The sequence below is a fragment of the Streptomyces sp. SP18BB07 genome, assembly GCF_036322545.1.
Lineage (GTDB): Bacteria > Actinomycetota > Actinomycetes > Streptomycetales > Streptomycetaceae > Streptomyces > Streptomyces deccanensis.
In genome coordinates this window covers 155,204-172,064 of sequence record NZ_JAQYWT010000316.1, presented here as the reverse complement: position 1 = coordinate 172,064, position 16,861 = coordinate 155,204, and the positions used below count along the sequence as shown (strand labels likewise).

Genomic DNA, 16,861 nt, shown 5'->3' with positions numbered 1-16,861 from the left:
GGTGCACATGACGGGCCGTGCACCGGGCCCGCGTGGCTCTACCCCATGATGCAGGGTCACCACGGACGACGGCGTCACACTGCTTGCGATCTTCATCAGACTCGCGCAGGCGCTCCATCGGGTCTCCGCGTCAACTCCTGCGTGTCGTAGCCGAAGCGGCGCCCAGCCACGGGTCCCCTCCCCCTTCCAGCCGTCACCGTGGTCCCGAGCACACGTCTCCTGCGAACGTTCACGACCGACAATCTACGTACAGTGGACATGATCCAAACTCACCATGGGCCGGGTTGCTAACTTGACTCGCCACCACACCATCGGAACAGCAGCGTCTGTCCAGACGGTGGCATGAGGAGCGCTGGCCGAGCACACTGGGGGAAGGGTTCTACCCATGGCATGGGAAGAGTGGGAGCAGCTCAAGGCGGAGGCAGCCGAGCGGCAGTCGACGCACATGCAGTTGAACCAGGTCGAGGGTGGTGGCGGCTCTTCTGCGCTTCCGGAGAAGTTCGGGGTCCTCAAGGCCAATCAGACCGATCTGAGCAAGATCGGCAAGATCGCGCACACCCTCTACAACGATCTCTGGGACAAGGCCCGCGTCGCCGTCCCCAGCAGTGACTCGGCGGCCGGCGACTTGTCGAAGCAGGGCTTCGCCCTCGGCGCGGGCCTCAAGCATGTGTCGACCCGCTGGGAAGAGCAGCTCAAGTCCCTGAGGGATGCCGTCGCGCACATCTCGAACCACATGCATGTCACCACGAAGCTGCACACCGGGGACGATGGCTTCATCCAACGCCAGATGAGCAGCATCGACGCACTGGACGCCGGATTCGACGAACGCGTCGGAACACCTGGTGAAAAGAACCGCGCCTACTACCCGGAGGAGAACAAGAAGAAGGAGTAGCGGCGGCTCGGACCGTCGGCGGCATGGCCCACCGCGCCATCCAGTACCGACATCTGCGCCGTGAAGCACCCACGCCTACTCCCCCTACTTCCCTGCCCTGAGGACGAAATCCGATGCAACTCGACACTCTCCTCCATGCCAGCTTCAAACTGCTCGACGACGCCGTCACCGACTGGTCGACACTCGTCGATCGCCTCGAAGAACTGAAGAAGGACGCCGAAGACGGGCTGCACCAGGCCGCGAACAAGGCCAACTGGGCTGGTATGAACGCCCAGGTTTCCAAAGAGTTCATCGGCAAGACGGCAGGCGAGTTTGCCGATGCCCACACGCAGGCCAAAACCATTCACAGCATCCTCAGCGACACCCGGGGCGAGCTGAAGGGCTATCACCGGCAGCTGACCGAGGCCATCGACCGCGGCCGGAAGAAGAACCTGAAAGTCATCGGGTACGAGGGCGGATTCACAGTCACCTCGGACGTTCCTCCGGAAGGCCGCGCCAAGGCGGACACGGACAACCAGGGGGACATCACCGCGCTTCGCGACGAGGTCCAGGGAATTCTGAACAAAGCCACCCAGAGCGATGACTCGGCAAGCACCGTCCTCCAAGCAATCGCCGATCAGAGCAGGCTGGGCTTCTCGGACGCCAACTACTCCGACCGGGATTCCGCGGCCGCAGCCGTCAAGGCGGCCAAGGAACTGGCGAAGCTCGCGAAGAAGGACCCCGACGACCTGACGGTCAAGGACTTCGACAGGCTCAACGACGGACTCAAGAAGTACGCAAACGATGCCCTCTTCGGCGAAACGTTCGCGACGACCCTCGGTCCGAAGAAGACTCTTGAGTTCTGGACCGGTGTCACCGACACCAACAGGGGAAACTACGAACTCACCCACAAGCGCCTCGACCAGTTCGACGACCTCCAGCGCAACCTTGGCACCACGCTGGCCCACGCCTCGCAGAGCGACTCCCTGGCCATGACCGACTGGAAGCGCCAGATGATCGACATCGGCGACAAGCCGATCTACGGCACCAGCGGCGGTCCGATGGGCTTCCAGGTCATGAGCAACCTGATGCGAACCGGTGACTACGATGACCAGTTCCTGCACGACTACGGCACCAAGCTCATGGACGCCGAGCGCAGGCTCACCGGAAATGGCGAGCATGGGAACGGGGTCTGGCAGCAGATCGGCAGCAGTCCCCAACTGAACCGGATTGGAGAGGACAGCGGCTCCGACCCACTCACGGGTTACTTGAAGGGCCTGTCCAACAGCCCTGCGGCAGCTACCGATTTCTTCAATCAGCAATACGTGTCGAAGGACGACCCCGACAACCCCTTCGAACGGGACTCGGACGACGCCAACACCTACAAGGGCAAGGTGTCACTGTCCAATTTCCAGTACTTGTTTGAGGAGCGGCAGTGGCCGCAGGAGGCCGACTCGAAGGGCGATGATCTCCACACGGGTCAGAACAACCTTGCGTTGGCGCTGGAAGCTGCCACCACGGGACACCCGGCCGGCGAGCTGCCAACCCCGGATACGCCTGCTCACAATGATCAGCAAGCGAAGCTTTTCAACGCCATCGTCGCTTCCGTGGGAGATGACTCTGGACGCCTGACCGATAACGGGTACATGTCAGACAGCATGGGACAGATGGCCTCGGAGTATCTGCCGGACATCAATAGGGCAGTGAGCGACGTGGCGAGGGATGAGGACTCGCACGCCTGGAACGACATCAAGAGGCTTTACCCCGTTGCAGGTACCGACGCCTCCCTGAATCACCCAGACGTCACCAAATTCCTCTTCGCGTTGGGACAGAATGACGAGGGATACGCCGCTGTCGAAGTCGGGCAGCAAGCATACATGGCAAAATTGATGGATTACCACCTTGATCCGGATTTGCCAGCCGACCAAAGATTCTCCGAGAATACAGAGACCACTGTCCGGTACATCTCCTCACGCTCCGGTGAGCTATCAGGCACCCTCGGACTCGGACGTCAGGAAGCCATTGGAAACCCCGGTTCCGACGAGGACAAGGAATTCGACCACTCTATGGCTCAGTACAAGAACGCAATTTCCGGTGGTGTCGGAACTGCCGTAGGGGTCGGCACTTCCTTCATTGCGACGCCATGGATCGGGGCTTTGGTGGGTGGCGGCGCCGGCACAGCGACAAGCCTGGTCCTGGAACAAGTATTCAAGGACGCCGAGGGGAACGCCCTGGCAGACAAGTACCAACAAATGGGCGACGCCTGGCAAGCCGCTCTTGTCACGAACAACGAGTACGTCGGCATTGGAGCACACACCGCAGCCACTGAACACGGCTTGTCCAATGCCGAAGATATCGAAACCTGGTCTAGAGAAGGAGCTCGACAAGGTTACGTCAATGCGCGCGCCCTCCTTGACGGCCAGGCCCCCGGTAGCACAACCTCTCCCGGATAAACTCTCAACTTAGCGAGCACACTGTGAGTTACTCTCATATCTGCACTCGAAAGCACCGCACGTCCACCGCAGTTGGGACGATTGCGTCCCTCATGATTATTTCGGGGTGCTCCGGAGATCAGGAGAAACGCGAATACACAGTTCCCGACTCAGCATGCGGAACCTCAATCAACGCAAAGGCACTGTCCCCCTTTTTGCCTTCCGGAGAAAAACTCACAAGCAAGGCGACCTCAAACCCTCAAGGGGTCGCCAAATGTTCCATCTCCGTGGACGGAAAACTGATCGTTCAGACTTCTCAGGAATGGTGGAACGACATGAGCATTCTTCAGTTCGCCCGCGGCATGACCTTGGATGATCCCAATCATCAAACAGATGACGGCAAGTATGCCTTCTCGGGCTACCAAGCTTTCGGCAAGGCGGCAAACTGCCAGAACAGTAAGTATAAAGAACAAGTTCTCTTTACCGCCGTTCAAGCACCCGGCTCGAAGCATAGAGACGCTGCTGCAATGAAGCAGCTCATTGCCGGCTTCACCAAGGCTGCCGAGAGTTCCACGCAGTGCAACTAACGCAGGAAAAACTCACCAAACCGCTCGTGGCTTTCTTGATGAACCGCACCCGGCAACAACCACGTCAACCCGACCTGACCAGCTACTCAGGTTGAACTCGCGGAGGCCGCAGGGCTGTTGCAAAGTCGGCTTGATCCTGTGGAGTGGCTGGTGCATCGAGGGGCTGCTGTCGGATCCGGACCGCGACAAGGGCTGGACGATGGTAGGGAGAGTCGAGCACGCCAACCCGTACCTTGATCCAGAAGTTCCTTGGTGAAACGTCCGGGAGCGCGATCAAAATATTCGCAAGCTGTTCCCTGTCTTCGTCGCGTTGACGAACCTCGTAAATGCGTTGGTGTTGATGGCCAGTGCACCTCGATGGAGCGCTTTCGAGTCGCGTACCCCGACCCACGGCGACGCCAGGGCTATTTCAACGCACTCGTTGTCCGCTGCGCTGTAGCTGCTCTTGAACCAGGCTGCTGTCGCTAGCTTGGCAGAGGCCGGTAGATCGTTCATCGAGTGAACTCCTGTCGTGCTGCAGTCAGTAGATCAAGGCTGGCCGAGGTGTCGGCGGCTTGTGAACGCAGGTAGTCAAACATGAGTTTGTAGTTCTGGACTTCGGTGTGAGCGTCAAGGTAGAGCCCCCGCCTGTGGAGTTCGAGATAGACCACGTTCATGCTGCTGAGTAGGGGGTCCTCGCTGTCGCGTCCGAGGACGAGGAAGTGGCCGCCGGAGCCGGCTGCGTGGGCGCCCGCGGTGAATGGGAGTACTTGGATGTCGACGTTGGGGCGTTGAGCCATGGCGTGCAGATGATTGATCTGCTCGACCATCACGTCCGTGCCGCCGACGAGTCGCCGGAGCACCGAGTGGTCGAGAACCACCCACAGGTGGAGCGCAGGAATGCGGTCGAGGATGGCCTGCCGCTTGATGCGGGCGTCCACCTTGTTCGCGATCACGTCCGCTTCAGTGCGGACGTCCTGTGCCTCATATAGCGCGAGCGCATAGCGCGGGGTCTGGAGCAGGCCCGGTACCAGCGCGTTCGCGAAGACGTGCTCGTACGTGGCGACATCCTCGAAGGACATCAGTGGGTCCATGACCTCCGGCACGGCCGGGTGGTCCATCCACCAGCCGTTGTCCAGGTTCCGGACGAGCTCGACCAACGTGTCCCGTTCCTCGGTCGTCGCATCGCAGGAGTCGGCGAGGGCCCGCATGGTGGGCACCCGAAGCCTGGCGCGGTCCTGCCATGTCTCGTACCGGTTCACGGTCCCTACAGATACACCTGACCGCTTGGCGACTTCGGACTGCGTGAGGTTCACCCTGGAGCGAAGTGCCTTAAGTGCGCGGGCGATCTGCATGCGGCCGGCGGGGCCTACTGATCCTCGTACCGTCGTCATCTCGTCTCCTACCCGGCCGCTTTCGGTATGGGTCCCCAGCTCTCGGTGCCAACGCCCAGAGCCTACGCAGGCGTTGGCGCATACCCCACTGCCACGTTCACCAGATCGAGTGAGAGCCCAGCCAAGCGACTATCGACCATTGAAATTCAATGGAAACCATGCTCGACGGGCGCACCAAGCGCTCATACCTGCTCATTACAGGTCAATGCATCCATTGCTCTGAAGGAGTCGTCATGAGGCGGCTGATCTCACAACTCGGTAATCGAGCAAGGGGGTTCTTCGTTCCGACTGGGCGTCATCGAGGAGGGCGACCACTGACCCCGCACCCGTCGACGCCAGCTCGGCTTCGCCCCCTCATCTCCCCCACCGTCCAAGCCTGGTACGAGCCCATCGACGACACCACGACCCGCCTCGTTCGCCCATATCTCACCGTGTACGAACTGACGAGGAGGCCCGGCTCCAGCGGCGTCGAGACGACACCCTGTGGTCTGTGACGCACCGGATCTACCTCAACACCCGTGACATTCATGCACAGTTGGAGGCAGCGTGATGGGTGACAAGGAAGCGACTCACGTAAGGCTCCTGCCATGGACCGGTGCGCACCGTCAGGCGTGCCTCCTCCTCGCGGACGGCGGCGAGAGCGGCTCTGTCTCCCGGCTGACCGATCGCGAGAGCGGGCAACTGAACCTGGCGGAGCGGCTGCTCAGCCGTGCGCGGGATCTCCTGACAGACAGCGGCGGGAAGAAGGACGGGCACCTTGTTTCTCTCGCAACTCAGTTGAGTGATGCGCTCACGGACGCATTGTTGATCGCTCGCTCTCGGGGCGCTCATCTTGGTGGAGCCCAGGCAGCACCTCCGTCGGTGGAAAACATCCCTGGCGTGCCCGAGGCGCTGTCATGCACAAGCCCCGTCGAACCGCGGGCCTTCGGTCTGCTCACGTTGCCCGGGGCAGACTTCGCCTCCGCAGGTGTCGCACGCCGCTACGTGCGTGACGCGGCTCAGTGGTGGGGGCTCGCGCCGGATGCCGTGAACGACTTGGAAACCGTTACGGGTGAGCTGGTGGCCAATGCCTTGGAGCACAGCGACTGCCGTCTCATCGCGATCACTCTCGCGCTCGGCATCACTACAGCCACCGTGAGCGTGACCGACGAAGGCACGAGTGCAGGGCAGGGGGCCATGGTCCCGTTCCCGCCGTCCCGACCTCCGAAATCGGAAGTAGATGCAGAAGAAGAACACGGGCGCGGCTTGCTCATCACGGCTGCCCTGGCCACCCGCTGGGGGCAGCGCCGGGCGGGCAGCGGCCTGACGTTCTGGGCCGAATTCGCCACTCGGTCGCCAGGTGATATCCACGAACATCACCTTGTGAGGACCCCTTTTGGCAAGGGGTCCCGCACCGTAGTTGTCGGCGTGGATCCGGCGTATCTGTTCGGTGAGCTCGGTATCGCGCAGGCTGCGGGCCGACGGCGGGCGGCTGTGGGCGGCGTAGTAGGTACGACGTTCCGAGCGGCGCCGCGGGGTCACAACCAACAATCGGAAGGTTCCTGAGCTTCCGCCCTTTGGCCAGCACCAGCTTCCCGTCCTCTAGGGCAGCGTCCTCTGCACCCAAGAGCCTCTCCAGCATGCCCAGTACGCTTCCAGAGTCTCTTGTCTTGATCACTAGGAACGGAACCACCCATGACCATAGTCCGCTTGTCCGCAGCAACTTGGAGCCTCGCGGCCGTCTCCGTCGGCGTGCTGCTCGGCGGCTGCTCGGCCTCGGTCGACGTCGGAACGTCCACGACGAAGATGTCCTCGGACAAACTGGCCACCATCGTCGCCGAGAAGCTCGCCGCCACAACCGGCCAGCCGAAGCCAGACATCTCCTGCCCCGAGGACCTCGCCGGGAAGGTTGGCACTACGACGCGTTGCACGCTCACAGCAGACGACGGCAGCACCTTGGGCGTAGCGGTCAAGGTGACCTCTGTCGATGGAGACCAGATCAACTTCGACATCAAGGCCGACAGCGCGGCTTCCCCGGCTCCGAACTGACAACTGAGCATTTCCTAGCTACCCCTCACGAGTGACGATCGTCCACGTCTGATCGCGAACGGTGCGCGGGGCACGGAAATGATGCGGTCCGGGTCGACCCGTAACAGTCCTCCCCCTCCACTGCGAGCCGACAAGCTCGATGAGTGAGCGTCCCTCGACGCCGGTGATGCCCGTCTGCATGCAGTCGTCCCCTCTCGACCGAAAGCTTTCGATATACATACAGAACACGACGCCAGTTCCGTTCCCCCTGACCATGAAGTAGACGTTCGAAGTCGGTGTTGGCGTCAGCCGGTTCGGTGTCTACACCCGAGACGGCGGTACATGCAGCCGCCCAGGCCGTCCGTGGCCCCTGCACCGCCCCCGTCAGGTCGCTGTCGTCCCGCGCCGCGTCATCGGGAGACGCCGAAGCTCTGGACGGCCAGGTAGATGCCCATGCCGGCCATCGTGATGAGGGCGATGCGGGCGACGATGAAGGCGGAGTCGGGCAGTTCCTCGGCCGAGGGGTTGACGCGGGAGCGCCAGGCGCGGACCCAGTCCGCCTTGACGCAGGCCATGGCCAGAAGTACCACGGACAGAATCAGGCCCAGTACGGTCAGTTGGGTCAGTGGGTCCATGTGTTGCCTCCCGGCCGTCGTTGCTTGCGCCGCGAATCCCGCACCGCCACCGCCGTGCCGCTCAGCCCCGCCACCAGGACGAGGCCGCCTACGGTCACATACGTCGCCAGGCGCGTGTTTCGTTCCTCCGCGGACTCACCGAAGTGCAGTGGGGTGACCGAGGGGGCCTCGCCCCTGGCTACTCCGCCCTCGGGCTTCGGGCTCTCGACAGGGCGCTCCGGGTCCACGTTCGTCAGCGCGTTGACGGGGTCGACCACTCCCCACCCCACCAAGGGGTCATGGCCGGGGATCGAGCGTTCCGCTGTCTGTTCGATCTGGGCGACAACCTGCTGGGCGGTCCAGTCCGGGTACTTGGACTTCAGGAGAGCCGCCACACCGGCCACGTACGGCGCGGAGAAGCTCGTGCCGTTGTCGGAGCAGTGGCCGCCGTCGGGGACTGTGGAGATCATGTCGACGCCTGGGGCTGCGACTCCTACGAATTCCCCTGATTGTGAGAAGGGGGCGCGTTCGTTGTTGCGGTCGGAGGACGCCACTGCCAGGACTCCCTTGTACGACGCCGGGTAGGTGACCTTGACGTTGCCGCCCAGGCCGTCGTTGCCGGCCGAGGCGACGACCACGACCTTGTTGTCGAGGGCGTAGTCGACGGCGTCCTCCAGTCTCACATCGGGCCTCACGGCGTTGGCCGTGTCCTGCGAGATGTTGATGACATCGGCGCCCACGTCGACGGCGTGACGGATCGACGACGCCAGAGTGAGGGCCGTTCCGTCGCCCTCCGCGTTGTTCTGCTTGATCGGAATGATCTTGGCGTCCGGGGCCAGGCCCACGAAGCCGGTCCCCTTCAGCGGTCGGGCCGCGATGATGCCGGCCACGCGTGTGCCGTGGCCCACTGTGTCGGTGGTGCCCTGGCTGTTGCCGCGGTCGATCTTCTCGCCCTCGGAGTTCTTCGCGGGGAGGTAGTTCGCGCCCTTGGCGGCGTCCACGGCCTTGGTGAGCTGGGGATTCTTGACATCCACCCCCGTGTCGATCACGGCCACCTGGACGTTCTTCCCCGTGGACAGCGCCCACAGTTCGTCGAGGTTGACGCGTTGCAGCGCCCAGGGACGGCCCGCGTAGTCCTTCGACGGGAACGTGCATTGGCCGGCGTCGGCCCAAGCAGTGGTCGCGGGCAGAGCGAGTACCGAGGTGGAGGCGATCAGCGCGGTCGCGGCGGCCCGGGCGGCCGTTCTCGTACCCCAGCCGCTCCGGAGCCCCCACCTCTCTGTGTTCCGCCTGATCCGCGCACTCAGCGCCCTCGCGTTCGCCTTCGACATCGCTTCGCTCCCCTCCACCGCACGCCTACGAACCCTGCGGCTGCCGCGCCGCAGCCTCCGACAGGCGTGGCCCCGTTGGCAGGAACGTCGACCACTGCGCCGGGATGGGAGAGGGCGTCACCCTTTCGTAGCCGAGCCGGGTCTGGGCGATCTTCGCCTCGTTGAGCGCTTCCTCACGCTGCTTGGCCGAGGTGCCGATGCCCTCGTCCCCGGTGGTGCTGTCGCTGTTGGACTGCAGCGCGTAACGCAGGCCCGTGTCCGTGACCAGGAAGACGCCACCTGCCCTCGTCTCCGCGCCCTTGAACTGGCGGTAGAGCTGGCCGGAGCCCGGAGTGACATACGCGCTGGAGGATCCGGTCGGCAGTTGAGCGGGGAAGTCGGTGCCCACCCAGGTGGACAGCTTCGTCTTTCCCTTCGAGCCGACCGACAGCAGGACGTTGCAGACGGTGTTGCGGCCCGAGGTGGCGCTGGAGCCGTCGTTCACCGTTCTCGGCTTGAACGCCGGCCAGGTCTTGTCCGCCTCGAAGGTCGTACTGTCGGCGACCGCACCGGGGTGGACCTGTTGTGCCTCTCCGGCCTGTCCGACGTCGACGAGGTCCCCGCTGTTGAGCAGCAGCGTGGCGACGAACTCGGAGATCCGGGCCACCTCGCCCTGCAGCACCACGTAGTACTGCATCCGCCGGCCGTCGTATGCCTTGATGACCTCACCGACCTTGTCGTACTGCTCAAGGCCGATGGAGGCGTTCGCCTTCGTGCCAGGCGTACCGTCGATCTCCGGGATGGAGATCGGGTCGCCCTTGTGGAGGGTGTCGAGCCATTTCTGGGACACGCGCTGCGGGTCTCTGCCCTGGGTGTCGAGGGCCTTGAGCAGTTCGGCGTCGGTCGGGTCGGCCAGCTGGTACGCCGTGCCCCGCGCGTCGACCACGTACTGCGTCTTGCCGTCCGGGCCGACGACGTACATCAAGTCGCCGCCGGAGAGCTTCTCGGAGCCTCCCGTCTTGTCGAACTCCTTCTCGGCCAGGACGAACGCGGCCTTCTGGATGGCGCGGCCGCCGTCACCGGGACGCTCGCACACGGCCCAGCGCTTGGCGACCTCCGCCTCGTCGGGGGAGGGCAGACGGTCGGGGGCGTAGGGAATCCCGATCGTGGCACCGTGCGGCGGCTCGCCGCTGTCGAGGATCTCCTCGTCGACGGTGATGATGTCGGCCTTGCCGGGATCCAGGAGCAGTTTGGCCGATGCCATGTTGAGAACCGGATGCAGCTGCTCGCGACCATTCGTCTTCAGCACCACGTATCGGGTGGTGGAATCGCTCGCCACGATGACGTGCTCCTCCGCCTTGGCCCAGTCTTTGGGTGCCTTCGGGCTGAACACACCGATGCCCCCGAAGACCGCGAGAATCACCACCCCGACGACGGCGCCGGGCCACAGCGCCCGCAGCGGCTTGGGGGCGCCCTCCTCCGAACCCGACGGAGACGGCTGAAGGAAGGATGCGAGCGTACGGCGCTTCGCGAAGGTGTAGGCGTTGAGTTCGTCCCGCCGTGATGCCATCTGTGTCCGCTCTCTCCCCGTGCGGAGCCGCGGGGGGAACTGTGAAGATCCGCCCCTGTCCTCAATTGCCTCTGGCGCCCAGGCTGTCAGAGGCGCCCCCTACTATGCCTGTTGCGTGACTGTGCTGATGGCACGGGCAGGGCGCTCAGGCTGTGCAGGGTCCTGAGGGCATGGGTTTTCGGGAGAGTTCGGGGGGTTTGGAGCAATGGCTTCCGCAACACGGGCCCGGTCGCGATCGCAATCGGGGCCGCGATCAGGTGGCACGCTTCGGTCGCGTTCGCGCGGTTCGTCCTCTCCTTCTCCGACAGCGCGGTCGGGAGCGGCGCCTGACGCCGCCGCGTCTTCCCGCGGGTCCGTGTCGCCCCATCTGAGGTCCCACTCGGGGCACGGTGGCTCGTTCGCGGTACAGCGACTGGTGATGCTGGAGATGGCGGCCGCCCTCGTGGTCGTCGGATGGCTCGTCGGTACGGCCGCGCTCATTCCGGCCGTCGCGGTCGCTGCCGTGCTGGTCGTGCTCGCTCTCGTACGACGCCGCGGACACTCCCTGCCCGAGTGGCTGGGCTCGCTGCTGGCACTGCGGGCCCGTATGCGCAGGGCCGCGAGCGCACCGGCTCCTTCGGGGATCGATTCCGGCTTCGCCCCTGCCGTGGAGTGTGATCCCAGCCTGCGGACGTACAGCTTCCACCGCGGCGACCGTCGCGATCGGCGGCCGGTCGGCATGGTGGGCGACGGAGGATTCCTCACCGCGGTGCTCCAGCTGGAGTCGGATGCCGGTGCGCTGCGCGCCGAGCGCAGTCGCCGACCGCTGCCCGTCGCGCTCGTGCAGGACGTCCTCGAAGTCGACGGAATCCGGTTGGAGTCGGCGCAGATCCTGGTGCACACCCAGCCGGCGCCCGCGCTGCATCTGCCCCAGCAGTCGGTCGTCGTGAGCAATTACGCACCGCTCCAGGCCCAGACCGGCGCTCCGGCGGTGCGCATCATGTGGATAGCGTTGAAACTCGACCCCGAGTCGTGCCCTGAAGCGGTGGCCGCGCGCGGCGGCGGGCTCCGTGGGGCGCAGAAGTGTCTGGTGCGGTCGGCGGAGCACTTGTCCAGTCGACTGACCGGCGCCGGCTTCCGGGCCAATCTCTTGACGGAGGAGGGGCTGACAGCTGCCATCGCCACCTCCGCGTGCGCCAACCCGATGGTGACCGCGCAGGCCGCACAGACCGGGCGGGACGAGGCACCACAGCGGCGGACCGAGGAGTCCAGCCGCAGCTGGCGCTGTGACAATCGTCGCCACACCACGTACTGGGTGCGCCGCTGGCCTCAACTGGGCGGCTCCGGCACCTCGCTGGCACAGTTGGTGGCGCATCTGACCGCGGTTCCCGCGCTGGCGACGACCTTCAGTCTGACGCTGGCCAAAGGCGGTCGGCAGGACGTCACCCTTGCAGGTCACCTTCGCATCACCGGTCGCAGCATGCAGGAGCTGACCGACGCGCGACGCGATCTGGAGCAGGCCGCGCGTCAGGTGCGGACCGGGCTCGTGCGTCTGGACCGTGAACAACTCCCTGGCGTTCTCGCCACCCTGCCGCTCGGAGGTACCCGCTGATGGCCATGAGGGCATCGGCATCGCCGTCATCCGCGTCCGCACCCGAAGGCACTTCGGAGGTCACGGGCCTCGGACAGCGACTGCGCACCGGGTTCGGACTGTTGGGTCCCCGGCACCCGCGGCACACACTGCCCGTGGAACAGGTGGGGGCGCTCTCGCTGCCCATCGGAGACGACGGTGTGGTGGTGGGTGTCAACCAACAGGGCCAGCCCGCCGTTCTCGGGATCAACCGCCCGACCCCGTTCGACGTCGTCCTCATCGGCGGTCTGTGGACGGCCCAGGTCCTGGCACTCCGTTCGGCGGCGACGGGGGCGCGTGTTGCCGTGGAGACGGGACGGGCACAGGCCTGGATGCCGCTGGTGCACGCCATGGGCGGCGGTCAGAACGGCCTGGCCGTGTACGACGTGGGGCGAGTGCCGCCCCAGGGCGCGTCGGCCGGCACACCGGTGCTGGTAGTGCGTGACTGCGGCATGCGACCGCCGCGCGGGCGCGTGGCGTCGTCACCCTGGCAGTCCGTACTCACGCTTCTTCCCTATCTGAGTCCGGTCGCACCGCGGTTGATGCGCCAGGCTCGCCTCGTGGGCGTGCAGCGGGTGTCGCCGGACGAGGCAACGGAGATCGGGCGCGTGATAGGGCTGCCGCACCCCGAGATCCGGTCACTACCCGGGCTGCAGGACGGCATCACGCTGTGGTGCACGGAGCGGGACCGGCAGTACGTGAAGACGCAGGCCACGGACGCGGAGACCGGTCTGCTGGGTGTGGCACGTCGCATGGACTGAGCCGACAGTTCAGGACGAGGCAGACGTACTGAGATCGAGTCGATGCCATATGTCCATGTTCCTCCACCATTGAGGCAGTCGCACCCTTCATCGAACCTGGTCAGGAGAGACGGGCCTGCCGGGTCCGCGGTTTTGATGATTAGGCTGGGGTACAGCACGTCGCGAGTTGCCCGCGAGCGGGTGGTACGGGCGGTGCGACACGACCCGGGGCCCGAGGGGGGACCAGCCCGGCGAATCAGACGACAGGAACGGTCGCCCCAGCACGGCATGAGGGTGCTCGACCACACCAGGAGGAACTGTGAGCAGCGATCGGGACGGGATCCGCGGGGGCTGGGCCACACCCGACGATGACCAGCCCGACGCGGAGTCCGCCGTCGAGATGACGGGCGAGTTCACCATCGACTACGCGCCGCCTGCCTGGTACACGCAGAACGCCTCGTCGGGAGGGGCCGGTTCGGAAACGGGTACGGCTGCTGAGACCGGCGCGGGTGCGGGGGGTGTTCCTCCGGCCGGGAGTGCCGCGACGCCCCCGTCCGCTCCGCCGGTCGGTCCTTCCGTCGACATGTCCGGCGTGCCCGGTGCCGGTCCGGGTGGCGCGTTTCCGCCCCCCTGGCCACCGGTTGCCGCCGCGCCCGAACCCGGTGTCGCCGACGGGGACGTCGAGAGCGGTGCGACCATGCGGATTTCCGCTGCCGCGTTGAAGCGTGAGATCGCGGGTGCGGATACGCCCGAAACGCGTGCCGCTGCGAGCGCTGGGGCGGATGCGGATGCGGGTACAGGTGTGGCCGCAGGTGATGCTTCCGGTGGTGAAGTTGGTGCCGATCACTTCGAGTTGAATGCGCCGCAGGTGGACGGACCGCCGGAAACCTCGTCCGTGGTCGGCGGCAGTGAGAGTGACGGTGCCGGGGGGCCCGACGCCGAGGGCGTGGCGCCATCCGGTACGGCCACGGTCGCGGAGGCGCAGCCTCAGGGACCGGACAGCGCGAGTGCCGTCGTAGCCGGGGCGGTTGTCGATACAGGTGCGGATGCTGGTGTCGGTACGTATGCGGGTGCCGGTGATGACGCCGTCGTGCAGTCAGCCGAGGCCGGCTCGTCCGACGGGAGTCAGGACGCGCAGGGCAGTGCTGGTGATGGTGGTGTGACCGCCGAGGGTTCGGCGCCCGTGGACGCGTCCGGCGAGGCCGTTGCCACCGGGGCAGTTGACACCGGGAGCGAGCAGCCCGACGAAGCCGCAGCGGCTGCGGGCGAGCAGCCCGACGGCTCCGCGAAGCCGGACCGTGTCTCCGACGGGGGCGAGTCGGCGGATGCCGCTCCACAGGACACCGCTGCGCAGAGTTCGGCTCCGCAGGACCTCCCGGACCAGGACGCCGCGCCTCAGTCGGGCGCTCCGCGGTACGCCCCGCCTGCCGCGCCGGGCGTACCGCAGTCGCCCCCCGCCTGGGCACCCCCGCCGGGGCCACGGGGTGAGCTTCCGCCGTTGCCGCCCGCGTACCTGCCCGCCGCGCCGGCCGCGGCGCAGTGGCCCGGGTCCGCGCCTTCGCCTTCGCCTTCGGAGCTGGGCGAGCCGTCCGTGCCCCAGCAGCAGCCGTTCCACCCGCAGGCCCCCCAGGGCGCGCCCGCGCCGTGGGGCAACCCGATCGACGCCGCGCCCGGTGCCTCTGGCGTGCCCGGTGCGCCTGGCACGCCAGGGGCACCCGCCACCCCTGGTGCCCCTGTGTCACCCGGCGCGCCCGACGCCTCCGGTGCGCCGACCGCCCCCGGCCCGACACCCCAGGCCCCCAACACTCCCTCCCCCGCTGGTTATGGCTTCCCGCCCCCCGCCAGCGCACCCGTCCCCCCGCACGCACCCATCCCCCAGCAGAGCGGCTACGGCTTCCCCCAACCCCCGGTCCAGCCCGACCAGCCGGGACAGGCGGGTCAACCGGGACAGCCGGCACAGCCGGAGCAGCAGGGGGCTCCCGGTGCCCCCGTGCCTCAGCAGCAGGGCTACGGCTTTCCTCAAGGGCCGCCCCAGCCCGGCCCCCAGTACCCCCCGGCCCCCCAGCCCGGCTACGGGTTCCCGCCCACCGGTGCCCCGGGCGTTCCGGCGCCGACCCCGCCAGGGCCGCCCAACTCCCCTGCGCCGCAAGGCGGTTACGGGTTCCCCCAGCCCCCGGCCCAGCCGGGGCAACCCGGGCAACCCGGGCAGCCGGGCCACCCCGGTCAGCCCCACGCCCCCTTCCCCGGGCAGCCCGGAGGCCCTGGGCAGCCCGCCCACTCCGGCCAGCCGGAGCACCCCGGTCAGCCTCAACCCCCCTTCCCCGGTCAGCCCGGGCAGCAGGCCCAGCCCGGCGGGCAGCACCACCCCTCCGCCCCCGTCGACCCCCGCACCGGCGCCGCCTGGCCGCAGCCCGTGCAGCACGACCACCGTCAGCCCACCAACCCGGGTGTGGCGCCGCTCGGTTACACCGCGGCCGTCGAGCTCTCCTCCGACCGGCTGCTGAACAGCAAGAAGCAGAAGCAGAAGAGCAGCCGTCCGGCCTCGGGAGGCGGGCTCTTCAAGCTGGGCGGCAAGAAGGAGGAGGCCGAGCGGCAGCGGAAGCTGGAGCTGATCAGGACGCCGGTGCTGTCCTGCTACCGCATCGCGGTCATCAGCCTCAAGGGCGGCGTGGGCAAGACGACGACCACCACGGCCCTCGGCTCGACCCTCGCCACCGAGCGGCAGGACAAGATCCTCGCGATCGACGCCAACCCGGACGCCGGCACGCTCGGCCGTCGGGTGCGGCGCGAGACCGGGGCCACCATCCGTGACCTCGTCCAGGCGATCCCGTACCTCAACTCGTACATGGACATCCGGCGGTTCACCTCGCAGGCGGCCTCCGGACTGGAGATCATCGCCAACGACGTCGACCCCGCCGTTTCCACGACGTTCAACGACGAGGACTACCGGCGCGCGATCGACATCCTCGGCAAGCAGTACCCGATCATCCTCACCGACTCCGGCACGGGTCTGCTCTACAGCGCCATGCGCGGGGTGCTCGACCTCGCCGATCAGCTGATCATCATCTCGACGCCGTCCGTGGACGGTGCGAGCAGCGCCAGTACGACGCTGGACTGGCTGTCCGCGCACGGGTACCAGGACCTGGTGGCCCGTTCTCTCACGGTCATCTCGGGGGTGCGCGAGACCGGCAAGATGATCAAGGTGGACGACATCGTCTCCCACTTCGAGACGCGCTGCCGGGGTGTCGTCGTCGTGCCCTTCGACGAACACCTGTCGGCCGGCGCCGAGTTGGACCTCGACATGATGCGGCCGAAGGTGCGGGAGGCGTACTTCACGCTCGCCGCGATGGTCGCCGAGGACATCGCCCGGCACCAGCAGTCGCACGGTCTGTGGACGTCGGACGGCAACCCGCCGCCGGTCGTCGCCCCGCCGATGCCGGGTCAGCAGACGCCGGGCCAGCCCTATCCGCCCCAGCAGCAACAGGGCCAGCCGTACCCGCCGCAGCAGGGCCAGCAGCCCTACCCCGGTCAGCCCCAGCCCTACCCGGGTCAGCCGGCCCCCGGTCAGGCCCCGGGGCCCTACGGCCACCCCGGCCACCCCGGCCAGCCCGGCCCGGGCCAGCCGTACCCGCCGCAACAGGGCCAGCAGCCCTACCCGCCGGCACCGCCGCAGCAGTAACCGCACGACGAGACGGCCGAGGGCCCGTACCGCTCACGGATCGTGAACGGTACGGGCCCTCGGCCGTGC

General features: G+C 66.6%; 13 protein-coding genes. 8 read left to right on the top strand and 5 right to left on the bottom strand.

The window, feature by feature from the left end:
• Window positions 1–385: 385 nt before the first annotated feature.
• The 3 genes from PUR53_RS21675 to PUR53_RS21665 all read left to right on the top strand — a co-directional run bounded on the left by PUR53_RS21675 (window position 386) and on the right by PUR53_RS21665 (window position 3,890).
• On the top strand, window positions 386–892 hold the full coding sequence (locus PUR53_RS21675) for a hypothetical protein (RefSeq protein ID WP_329909343.1): 507 nt from the start codon (window positions 386–388) through the stop codon (window positions 890–892).
• Window positions 893–1,005: 113 nt separating this feature from the next.
• Window positions 1,006–3,324, top strand: coding sequence for a hypothetical protein (locus PUR53_RS21670; protein WP_329909342.1), 2,319 nt, complete (start codon window positions 1,006–1,008; stop codon window positions 3,322–3,324).
• A gap of 92 nt (window positions 3,325–3,416) precedes the next feature.
• A complete protein-coding gene (locus tag PUR53_RS21665; RefSeq protein ID WP_329909340.1) occupies window positions 3,417–3,890 on the top strand; it encodes a hypothetical protein in 474 nt (157 codons plus the stop codon).
• 273 nt (window positions 3,891–4,163) lie between these two features.
• Here the strand turns inward: PUR53_RS21665 and PUR53_RS21660 are convergent, their stop codons facing one another.
• Together PUR53_RS21660 and PUR53_RS21655 are read right to left on the bottom strand one after the other, a co-directional pair.
• The gene (locus PUR53_RS21660; protein ID WP_329909339.1) at window positions 4,164–4,385 is read right to left on the bottom strand and encodes a DUF397 domain-containing protein; all 222 of its coding nucleotides are present in this window, start codon (window positions 4,383–4,385) and stop codon (window positions 4,164–4,166) included.
• Window positions 4,382–5,263 carry a helix-turn-helix domain-containing protein gene (locus PUR53_RS21655; protein WP_329909337.1) on the bottom strand — a complete coding sequence of 294 codons (882 nt, stop codon included), beginning with the start codon at window positions 5,261–5,263 and terminating at the stop codon, window positions 4,382–4,384. The genes PUR53_RS21660 and PUR53_RS21655 overlap by 4 nt, the downstream gene beginning before the upstream one ends.
• A 549-nt stretch (window positions 5,264–5,812) precedes the next feature.
• Between PUR53_RS21655 and PUR53_RS21650 the strand changes: the two genes are divergently transcribed.
• Both PUR53_RS21650 and PUR53_RS21645 read left to right on the top strand, forming a co-directional pair.
• Window positions 5,813–6,808, top strand: a complete 996-nt coding sequence (locus PUR53_RS21650) for an ATP-binding protein (protein ID WP_443080341.1) — start codon at window positions 5,813–5,815, stop codon at window positions 6,806–6,808.
• A gap of 129 nt (window positions 6,809–6,937) precedes the next feature.
• The gene (locus PUR53_RS21645; protein ID WP_329909336.1) at window positions 6,938–7,291 is read left to right on the top strand and encodes a DUF4333 domain-containing protein; all 354 of its coding nucleotides are present in this window, start codon (window positions 6,938–6,940) and stop codon (window positions 7,289–7,291) included.
• 389 nt (window positions 7,292–7,680) lie between these two features.
• Here the strand turns inward: PUR53_RS21645 and PUR53_RS21640 are convergent, their stop codons facing one another.
• From PUR53_RS21640 to eccB, 3 genes are read right to left on the bottom strand one after another with little or no spacing between them, the layout of a single operon-like run.
• On the bottom strand, window positions 7,681–7,905 hold the full coding sequence (locus tag PUR53_RS21640; RefSeq protein WP_329898924.1) for a hypothetical protein: 225 nt from the start codon (window positions 7,903–7,905) through the stop codon (window positions 7,681–7,683).
• Complete coding sequence (gene mycP / locus PUR53_RS21635) at window positions 7,893–9,215, bottom strand: type VII secretion-associated serine protease mycosin (protein ID WP_329898923.1); 1,323 nt, start codon at window positions 9,213–9,215, stop codon at window positions 7,893–7,895. Before mycP ends, PUR53_RS21640 begins: the two co-directional genes overlap by 13 nt.
• A gap of 25 nt (window positions 9,216–9,240) precedes the next feature.
• A complete protein-coding gene (gene eccB, locus PUR53_RS21630; RefSeq protein ID WP_329898922.1) occupies window positions 9,241–10,764 on the bottom strand; it encodes a type VII secretion protein EccB in 1,524 nt (507 codons plus the stop codon).
• 205 nt (window positions 10,765–10,969) lie between these two features.
• Here eccB and eccE point away from each other — a divergent pair, with 205 nt between their 5' ends.
• From eccE to PUR53_RS21615, 3 genes are all read left to right on the top strand, one after another.
• Window positions 10,970–12,355: a type VII secretion protein EccE gene (eccE, locus tag PUR53_RS21625; RefSeq protein WP_329898921.1), complete on the top strand. Its 1,386-nt coding sequence runs from the start codon at window positions 10,970–10,972 to the stop codon at window positions 12,353–12,355.
• Between the two features lie 5 nt (window positions 12,356–12,360).
• Complete coding sequence (locus PUR53_RS21620; RefSeq protein ID WP_329898920.1) at window positions 12,361–13,134, top strand: hypothetical protein; 774 nt, start codon at window positions 12,361–12,363, stop codon at window positions 13,132–13,134.
• A gap of 298 nt (window positions 13,135–13,432) precedes the next feature.
• Window positions 13,433–16,792, top strand: a complete 3,360-nt coding sequence (locus tag PUR53_RS21615; protein ID WP_329909335.1) for an SCO5717 family growth-regulating ATPase — start codon at window positions 13,433–13,435, stop codon at window positions 16,790–16,792.
• Window positions 16,793–16,861 lie beyond the last annotated feature (69 nt).

Bases quoted from the DNA above. Each gene is read 5' to 3' on its own strand.
- PUR53_RS21675 (WP_329909343.1), top strand. From the start codon at position 386: ATGGCATGGGAAGAGTGGGAGCAGCTCAAGGCGGAGGCAGCCGAGCGG.
- PUR53_RS21670 (WP_329909342.1), top strand. From the start codon at position 1,006: ATGCAACTCGACACTCTCCTCCATGCCAGCTTCAAACTGCTCGACGAC.
- PUR53_RS21665 (WP_329909340.1), top strand. From the start codon at position 3,417: ATGATTATTTCGGGGTGCTCCGGAGATCAGGAGAAACGCGAATACACA.
- PUR53_RS21660 (WP_329909339.1), bottom strand. From the start codon at position 4,385: ATGAACGATCTACCGGCCTCTGCCAAGCTAGCGACAGCAGCCTGGTTC.
- PUR53_RS21655 (WP_329909337.1), bottom strand. From the start codon at position 5,263: ATGACGACGGTACGAGGATCAGTAGGCCCCGCCGGCCGCATGCAGATC.
- PUR53_RS21650 (WP_443080341.1), top strand. From the start codon at position 5,813: ATGGGTGACAAGGAAGCGACTCACGTAAGGCTCCTGCCATGGACCGGT.
- PUR53_RS21645 (WP_329909336.1), top strand. From the start codon at position 6,938: ATGACCATAGTCCGCTTGTCCGCAGCAACTTGGAGCCTCGCGGCCGTC.
- PUR53_RS21640 (WP_329898924.1), bottom strand. From the start codon at position 7,905: ATGGACCCACTGACCCAACTGACCGTACTGGGCCTGATTCTGTCCGTG.
- mycP (WP_329898923.1), bottom strand. From the start codon at position 9,215: ATGTCGAAGGCGAACGCGAGGGCGCTGAGTGCGCGGATCAGGCGGAAC.
- eccB (WP_329898922.1), bottom strand. From the start codon at position 10,764: ATGGCATCACGGCGGGACGAACTCAACGCCTACACCTTCGCGAAGCGC.
- eccE (WP_329898921.1), top strand. From the start codon at position 10,970: ATGGCTTCCGCAACACGGGCCCGGTCGCGATCGCAATCGGGGCCGCGA.
- PUR53_RS21620 (WP_329898920.1), top strand. From the start codon at position 12,361: ATGAGGGCATCGGCATCGCCGTCATCCGCGTCCGCACCCGAAGGCACT.